This window comes from Acidobacteriota bacterium (assembly GCA_026393675.1).
In the GTDB taxonomy this organism is placed as follows: Bacteria; Acidobacteriota; Vicinamibacteria; order Vicinamibacterales; family JAKQTR01; genus JBAXOX01.
Window position 1 is genome coordinate 61,057 of the sequence record JAPKZQ010000012.1, and the last position, 7,637, is coordinate 68,693.

General features: G+C 65.4%; 8 protein-coding genes. 5 read left to right on the forward strand and 3 right to left on the reverse strand.

Annotated elements, in window-relative coordinates; translation table 11 throughout:
- Positions 1–90: 90 nt before the first annotated feature.
- Entirely contained in the window at positions 91–1,221 is a 1,131-nt protein-coding gene (locus NT151_04220) for a N(4)-(beta-N-acetylglucosaminyl)-L-asparaginase (GenBank protein ID MCX6538127.1), read from the forward strand.
- Here NT151_04220 and NT151_04225 read toward each other — a convergent pair.
- Together NT151_04225 and NT151_04230 are read right to left on the reverse strand one after the other, a co-directional pair.
- Complete coding sequence (locus tag NT151_04225) at positions 1,218–2,393, reverse strand: P1 family peptidase (GenBank protein MCX6538128.1); 1,176 nt, start codon at positions 2,391–2,393, stop codon at positions 1,218–1,220. The two genes, NT151_04220 and NT151_04225, sit on opposite strands and share 4 nt — an antisense overlap.
- An 84-nt stretch (positions 2,394–2,477) precedes the next feature.
- Positions 2,478–2,966 (reverse strand): hypothetical protein, encoded by a 489-nt coding sequence (locus NT151_04230; protein ID MCX6538129.1) that lies wholly within the window; start codon positions 2,964–2,966, stop codon positions 2,478–2,480.
- A 102-nt stretch (positions 2,967–3,068) separates the two neighbouring features.
- Between NT151_04230 and NT151_04235 the strand changes: the two genes are divergently transcribed.
- The gene (locus tag NT151_04235; GenBank protein MCX6538130.1) at positions 3,069–3,578 is read left to right on the forward strand and encodes a hypothetical protein; all 510 of its coding nucleotides are present in this window, start codon (positions 3,069–3,071) and stop codon (positions 3,576–3,578) included.
- Here NT151_04235 and NT151_04240 read toward each other — a convergent pair.
- Positions 3,556–4,779 (reverse strand): hypothetical protein, encoded by a 1,224-nt coding sequence (locus tag NT151_04240; protein ID MCX6538131.1) that lies wholly within the window; start codon positions 4,777–4,779, stop codon positions 3,556–3,558. The two genes, NT151_04235 and NT151_04240, sit on opposite strands and share 23 nt — an antisense overlap.
- A gap of 375 nt (positions 4,780–5,154) precedes the next feature.
- Between NT151_04240 and aat the strand changes: the two genes are divergently transcribed.
- The 3 genes from aat to NT151_04255 are packed head-to-tail and all read left to right on the forward strand — an operon-like array spanning position 5,155 to position 7,277.
- On the forward strand, positions 5,155–5,733 hold the full coding sequence (aat, locus tag NT151_04245; GenBank protein MCX6538132.1) for a leucyl/phenylalanyl-tRNA--protein transferase: 579 nt from the start codon (positions 5,155–5,157) through the stop codon (positions 5,731–5,733).
- Between the two features lie 15 nt (positions 5,734–5,748).
- Entirely contained in the window at positions 5,749–6,537 is a 789-nt protein-coding gene (udp, locus tag NT151_04250) for a uridine phosphorylase (GenBank protein ID MCX6538133.1), read from the forward strand.
- Complete coding sequence (locus NT151_04255; GenBank protein ID MCX6538134.1) at positions 6,534–7,277, forward strand: MBL fold metallo-hydrolase; 744 nt, start codon at positions 6,534–6,536, stop codon at positions 7,275–7,277. The genes udp and NT151_04255 overlap by 4 nt, the downstream gene beginning before the upstream one ends.
- Positions 7,278–7,637: the final 360 nt, after the last annotated feature.

The window sequence follows — 7,637 nt, forward strand, 5'->3', positions numbered from 1 at the left end:
CGGCGCCAGCGCTGGCCGTCAAACAGGTTGTCGGCGGTCCCCACCACGGATAGAATCGGCGGCGTACTGTTCTTCTTGAGGAGCCGAACCATGAGCCGGAAAGTCAATCGTCGTGAATTCGTGCTGTCTGGTGCCGCGGCGGTCGCGGCGGCTGCGACCGTTGCGCCCGCCGTCGTGCTGGGCCAGGCCCCGACGATGGTCGTGAAGAAAACGGTCAAGCCGGTCGTGGTCTCGTCCGCCAACGGGAATCGCTTCAAGAACGGCGGGGATGTGACCGGCGTCGAAAAGGCGTTCAAGCTGATCACCGGTGGATCGGATGTGCTGGACGCGTTGATTGCGGGTGTCAATCTCTGCGAGCTTGATCCGGCGGACACCAGCGTGGGCTATGGCGGCCTGCCGAACGCGGAAGGCATCGTCCAGCTGGATTCGTCGGTCATGCACGGTCCGAAGAAGCGCGCCGGCGCGGTCGCCTGCATCGAAGGCGTTCGCACACCCTCGCTGGTGGCCAAGGCCGTGATGGAGATGACCGATCATCATTTGATTGTCGGCCAGGGGGCGCAGGCGTTTGCGCGCAATCTCGGGTTCAAGATCGAGGACGACCTGAACACGGAACAGTCGCGCAAGCTGTGGCTGGAGTGGAAGCGCCGGACCGATCCGGATCACTATCTTGATCCCATCAAGCGGTCGGCGGCCTACTACCAGAGCGGGCTCCAGATGGTGAAAGACGGGCTCATCGAGCTGGATCATTTCTGGGGCACCATCAACTGTGACGGCCTGAGCCCGAAAGGTGAGATCTGCGGCGTGACGACGACGTGCGGGCTGGCGTGGAAGATCCCGGGGCGCGTCGGCGACTCACCCATCCTGGGCGCGGGGTTGTACGTCGATGGCGAGGTCGGGGCGGCCGGATCAACTGGACGCGGCGAGGCAAACCTCTACAACCTGTGCTCGTACCTGATCATCGAAGAAATGCGTCGTGGCCTGACGCCCAAGGACGCGGGGATGGTGGCGCTCAAGCGCATCAAGGCGAACACGGTGGAGAAGCGCCTGCTGACCAAGACCGGCAATCCGAAGTTCCAGATCAACTTCTACATGCTGAATGCGAAGGGCGAGTACGCGGGTGTGTCGATGTACCCGTCGAAATACGCCGTGTGCACGGAAGCGGGTCCGCAGACGGTCGCGACCGAGCCGCTCATTCCGACGGAGTTGGAGCCGGAACTCTAGCCGCCGTGCCGATAGGTCGCCAGCAGTTCACGAATCCGATCGATCGGGATGGCTTCGGCGGTCCGCGTGCCGGCCGTCACCGTCGTCGCGCGGAAGAGCGAGTTGTACACCGCTTCTTCGGTTGCCTCAAGGGCCGCCTCGAACAACCCTGACACCCCATCGGTCGGGAGAATCGTCCGGGCCACAGGCAGACGCGCGCCAGATCGGCTCCGCAGGGCCGGCGCGGTCGTCAACGCAATCGCGAAATCGCCGCTGCCATTGCTGAACGAGGATCCCGTCCGCGCCAGGCCGAACACAGCGCGGGCGGCGAGCCGCTTGAGATCGCGAGCGTCGAGCGGCGCATCCGTGGCGACCACGATCATGCAGGAGCCATCAGCCGGATCGAGCGTTGCCCCGCCGGGCGGGGCCGGCGCAAAGGCATGGCGACCGAGCGCCTTGCCGACAGGCAGGCCATCAATCATCAGCACGCCACCGAAATTCGTCTGTACGAGCACGCCGACCGTGTAGCCGTCGGCTTGTTGTGTACCCGGGCCGGCCGGGGCTGGCACCATGCGAGACGACGTGCCGATGCCGCCTTTCCACCCGAAGCACTGCGTGCCGGTGCCGGCGCCGACAGACCCTTCGTCCACTGCGCCGCCGCGCGCGGCGGCGATGGCGGCAGTCACGTGCTCGCGTGTCACGTGACGGCCGCGGATGTCGTTCAGGCCGCCGTCGTTGGTCTCGCCGACCAGCGCGTTGACCGAGCGCACATCACTATTGCCAGGCTGCGCAAGCGTCCACGCGACCACCGCGTCAACGGCGATGCCGACGGCGAGCGTGTTGGTCAACACGATTGGCGTTTCAATCGTGCCCAACTCATCGACCTGGGTTGAACCCGCGAGCTTGCCAAACGCGTTGCCGACGAACACCGCGCCGGCCACCTTGTCCTGAAAGAGATTCCCGGCGTGCGGCAGGATCGCCGTCACGCCCGTCCGAATCGAGTCGCCCTCGATGAGCGTCGTGTGACCGACACGGACGCCTGCGACATCCGTGATGGCATTGAGGGGCCCGGGCGCCAGCACGCCAGGCGCGATGCCGAGGTCCCGGGCGCGTGGTCGAGTGGCTTGGGCTGCGAGGCCCGTGGCGACCACCACCAGCACGACAGAGGCGATCATCTCCGCGATGCCACGCATCAGTAGCCTCCCAGTCAAAATTGGGTCAGACCCAATTTCTCATGTCTGTCTCATTTTCCCCGCGCGTCGATCCGCACCGGCGGTTCATGGCCAGCGCCAGATGCCGACCAGGCCGATGATGACACCGATCAGTCCGGCAAGAAGGGCCACGACCGGCGTGAGTGCGTGGAACCACTGCTTGAGCGTCCAGATCCGCTCCTGCGTCACGCGCCGCTTGAGCTGGCGCTTGCCATCCGGCGTGAGGTACCAGAGGTCGTGCTCCTCGTCATGAATCCACCAGTCGCGGGGCGGATCGATGCCGAGCCGTTCAGCCTTGCGACGGAGCCGGCGGCTCTTGAGCGTGTCGAGACGCAGATCGGGAAGACGGCATTCCTTGAGATACGCCGTCATGGCGGCGTCGAAGTCGTTGCCGGTCGGGGCCGTCTTGAATGTCGCCTTGAAGGTCGCGCCGATGCGCTCAAGATCGCGCCTGATCTCCTTGCGATACGAGCGTTCGAACCGCTGCTCACGCCACCAACGGGACAGACTCATCACCCACCTCTGGTGTTCCTCTCGCGCCCATGTCTTGCGCATCTTATGCGGCTGTGCTCCTGTAAGCAACGTGGCAGGCGTCGCGGGTCGGGATAGAATAGGGCGTCGGCGCGCGACGCGCCCGACTCATCCTGGGAGGCATGTGTGACCAACGAGGCCGCTCCGCTCGGCCCCGCGCGACTCTGGCGCGACCTGACGATCGATCAACGTGTGGCTCTCTCGGCCGCGTTGTGGGCGGATGAAGAATCGGTGCCCCAGCAGGTCGAGGCGGTGCAGTTGATTGCCCGTCAGCTGAGATTCCGCCCGCAGAGCGTGCTCACGGAGCCTGTCGAGAAGCGCATCCGCCAGTTGGCCAACCTGCACACGGTGTCCGAGAGCGTGGCGAACCGGGCGCTGGTGGTCTACCACCTCGGCAGCCAGCGGCCGATGCTCGAGGCGTTTCTTACCCGGCTCGGCATCAGTCACGAGCATGGCATGATTGCCGACATCCCGGTGACCGCGCCAGATCCGGCCGCGCTGCGCGACGCCGCGAACGCGCTGGCGACAGAATTCCCAGCCGACTCCGTGCGGCTCTATTTCCGAACCCTGGCCGCCCAGGACCCGGAGACGTGGGGCGCACTGGCAGGGATCACTACTGAGATCCTGCCTTCCTGACGGCCAGCATCACGCTCGATGTGCCTTCGCGCCAGTGGTAGCCGAACGAGAACGGTAGCTCGCGCGCGACTCCCGGCTGCTTGTACACCGCGTCCAGGTCTTTCTGGAATCCGTAATGGAAGTCACTGATAGGGGCCGAGTACTTCCCGTAGAAGGTCAGCGTCCACCTGGCCTTGTCGAAGAACTTGTACGGCACGCCCGTATCGTCCTGCAGCAGCGATGACGACTGATCCAGCACCATGCTGCGGACCAGGGAGAATCGGTCGTCGTGCATCAGGTACGACGCCGACTTCACGAACGTCGTGACAGGCCCCAGGCCCTTCAGGTAGCTCAGCAGCTGTGTTTTCTTCGAGTACTCCGGATTCATCATGTCGACGCGGATGTAGACGACTTTCTGGATCCGATCCGAGTTCGGGGCGACAAACGACACTATCACCGACGGCAGCTTGTTGCTGCGCGGCCGCGCAGCGACGCCTGTCTTTGCGGGTGGGGGAGTCGCAGGCGCGGCTTCTGTCGGCGAATTCCACGGGCCGTCGGTCTCGATGCTGACAATCTTCGCGTCAAGCCGCGCCAGAAACGTGAGGATGACCGGCAGTGTGCCGTCCACCTGCGCCGTGCGCAGTTCCGACTGCATCGTCTTGGTGATGAAGTAGTCGCGCTTGAAGATGTCGGAGAGCGCCTTGAACAGTTGCGCCAACCCGGCATCAATCTTGTTGTCCTTCATCTTCTCGATGGCCGGAACCGATCCGACCGACTCGAGGCCGAACAGCAAGTAGGTCTTGCACGACGGATAGATGAGGTACGCGTTGAGGAAGTCGGGGCCCCCGAACGGGTAGAAAAGCGTCTCGCACGTGTCGGCGAGCGCCTTGAATTCCTTGTCGCGCCAGTCGCGCATCAGCGTGAACCGCTGCTGCTCGATCTGCGCCCAGTTCGTGTCGAATTCCTTCTTGTGCGCCTTCCAACTGGCCCGGTTGACGACAGGCGCGAATCGCTGCACATCTTCGGGATCCATCCCGGCGAGCACACGAGCCGAGTCGGTGAGGCCATGGTCGTAGACGACGGCCGGCTTCGGGGCCGGCTCCTGCTTGACGGGACGGTCGCGCTCGCCGGTGGCACCACCGCATCCGGGCAGTCCCGCGACCAGAGCAATCGCAAGCAGGGCAACGGTCACGACGTGAGTACGGGTTCTGGCGGTCACCATGAGTGCTGATCCTTTGCAAGAGCGGGCCGACTGGAGACGGTTTCGAGGTCTTCGGAAGCGGCCCCTGTTTCGGCCGCCGTCGCCTCTGGCTATGGCGTGGCCGCCTCCGCGTGGGGGCTATGGCGTGCCATGCCCGCCAGCACGGCTTCAATACCGATCGTAGCGAGTGTACCGCGACTCGCGCCGGTCGGATCACGATTGTTGCAGCGCCGGGTCTGACCGCCTCCGCCAAGGCTATGGCGGTCCGCCGAAGCGCTACGCGAAGGCGGAAGACCCGGCCTCCAGTGCGCGGCCCCGGCTGCTCCCGCCTATCCTGGCGCAGTGGTCGCCGCGGCTTGACACCGGCAGCCCCGTGGCACCAGAGTCAGGACCGATATGCTGCAGGCGTCGCTGCTGGTCGCCGCCTATGAGGCCGGCTACTTTCCGATGGCCCAGGATTCCGGCGAGATCCACTGGTACTCGCCCGATCCGCGGGGAATTCTACCGATTGAGGCGTATCATCCGTCGCGGCGGCTCCTGAGAGTCGTCCGGTCGGGGCGCTTCGAGGTGACGGTGGACCACGCGTTCAGGGACGTGATGCTGGCCTGCGCGGCCGACCGGGACGAGGGCACGTGGATCAACGACGAGATTGTCGACAGTTACTGCGCGCTGCACGACGTCAGCCTGGCTCATTCGATCGAGGTCTGGCACGATGGTGCGCTGGCCGGCGGGCTCTACGGCGTCAGCGTGCGCGGCGCGTTTTTTGGCGAATCGATGTTCCACCGCGTGACCGACGCGTCGAAGGTGGCCCTGTGGCGCCTGGGCGATATCTTGAAGACGCGCGGATATCAACTGCTCGACATCCAGTGGCTGACGCCGTTTCTGGCCACAATGGGCGCCATCGAGATTCCGCGCGACGACTACCTGAACCTGCTCCAGGCCGCCATGCAGCTCGACTGCCGGTTCGACCGATGACCACAGGAGGACGAGATGCCGCTCCGTACCGTGTACCACCTGAACATCAACTCGGACGACATCGAGGGGGCGACCGTCGCGCTGCTGCCCGGCGACCCGGGCCGTGTCGAGGCGATTGCCCGAACGGCGCCTTTCGCGCGCAGTCGTGAACTCGCCTTCAAGCGCGAATACCGGACGTGGATTGCCTACCTGGGCACCACACCGGTGCTGGTCACCTCGACGGGGATTGGCGGACCGTCCGCCTCGATCGCGATCGATGAGTTGGCACAGCTCGGCATTCGGACGTTTCTGCGCGTCGGGACCACCGGGGCCATCCAGCCGGATGTTGAAATTGGTACGGTCATCGTCACCACCGGAGCGGTTCGGCTCGACGGCGCTTCTACGCACTACGCCCCCATCGAGTACCCAGCGGTGGCTGACCACGAGGTGGTTCACGCCGCCGTTGGCGCCGCACGTGCGCTCGGGGTGCCGTATCGCGCTGGCGTCAGCGCCTCCTGCGACACGTTTTACCCGGGACAGGAGCGGTACGACTCCTACTCGGGTTACGTCCCGCGGCGGTTTCAGGGCATCACCGAGGAATGGCGCAGGCTGCACGTCCTCAACTACGAGATGGAGTCGTCTACGGTGTTGACGCTCTGCGCCGCGATGGGCCTGCGCGGCGGCTGCGTCGCCGGGGTGGTCGTCAACCGCGCACGCAGCGAGGCGGTGACGAAGGAAGGTCTCGAATCAGGCGAAGCCAATGCCGTGACGGTGGCGGTCGGCGCCATCGCGCGGCTCGTCACTCAGACCGGCGGGCCGTCATGAGTACGCTCGAGGCGCGGTTTCTCGGGACCGGTGACGCCTTCGGCAGTGGCGGTCGCCTCCACACCTCGACCTTGCTGAAGGCGGACGGTGGGAGTGTCCTCGTCGATTGCGGCCCGTCGACGCTCGCACTGCTGCGTGGCCAGCAGCTCGACCCGGAGCTGGTGGACACGATCCTGCTGACGCATCTGCACGGCGATCACTTCGCCGGCGTGCCGTTTCTTCTCATGGACGCGCACTTCGCATCGGGGCGGACGCGTGATCTCTGCATCGCGGGACCACCCGGCCTGGAAGAGCAGATGCGGCTCGCGCACGACGTGCTGTTTCCCGGCACGGGACCACTGCCGTTCCGGTTCAGCCTGAGTTTCGTCGAATGGGAAGCCGGGAGACGGCACGACCTCGAATCGTGCCAGGTCACGCCGTACGTGGTGCGCCACTCGCGCGGCATGGCCTGCTTTGCGCTTCGCGTCGAGTACGACGGCCGGGTGCTGGCCTTTTCGGGCGACACAGAATGGGCCGCGACGCTCCCGGATGTCTCGCGCGACGCGGATCTGTTCCTGTGTGAATGTTTCGGATACGACTCGGCGCCCCCGGGCCATCTGGACTACCAGACGCTCCAGGCACACCGGGCCGAACTCACGTGCCGCCGCCTGCTGCTCACCCACATGGGCGAGGACATGTTGCGCCGCGCCGACAGTCTCGACTGCGAAACGGCCCACGATGGGTTGATCGTGACGCTCTGAATCCGGGCTGTTGCCGCTCAGCTCAAGCGGTCGGCATTCGGGATTCCCACCTTCGCCCCCTCGACACCGCAGAGACAGCCCTGGGATCGCCGCCCCTCGACCTTGCTCGGGGCGTCCTGAGCTTCGCCGAAGGACGGGCTCCCCGACTTCGCTCGTTGAGCTTCGTCGAGGTCTCGCCGTAGCGCTTTGGCGCGGAGGCGGACAGCCCGGCCCGGAAAGAGGCCACGCTGGAGCGTGGCGATCCGTGCGCCTGTAAGTGTGCCATGACCCGAGAGGTGCAAGTCCTCTCCAGGCAAACGCTCTCCGGCCTGAAGCCGACGATTACTGCGCCGCCGCGAGGCGGGGTGGGGAGCTATCGGA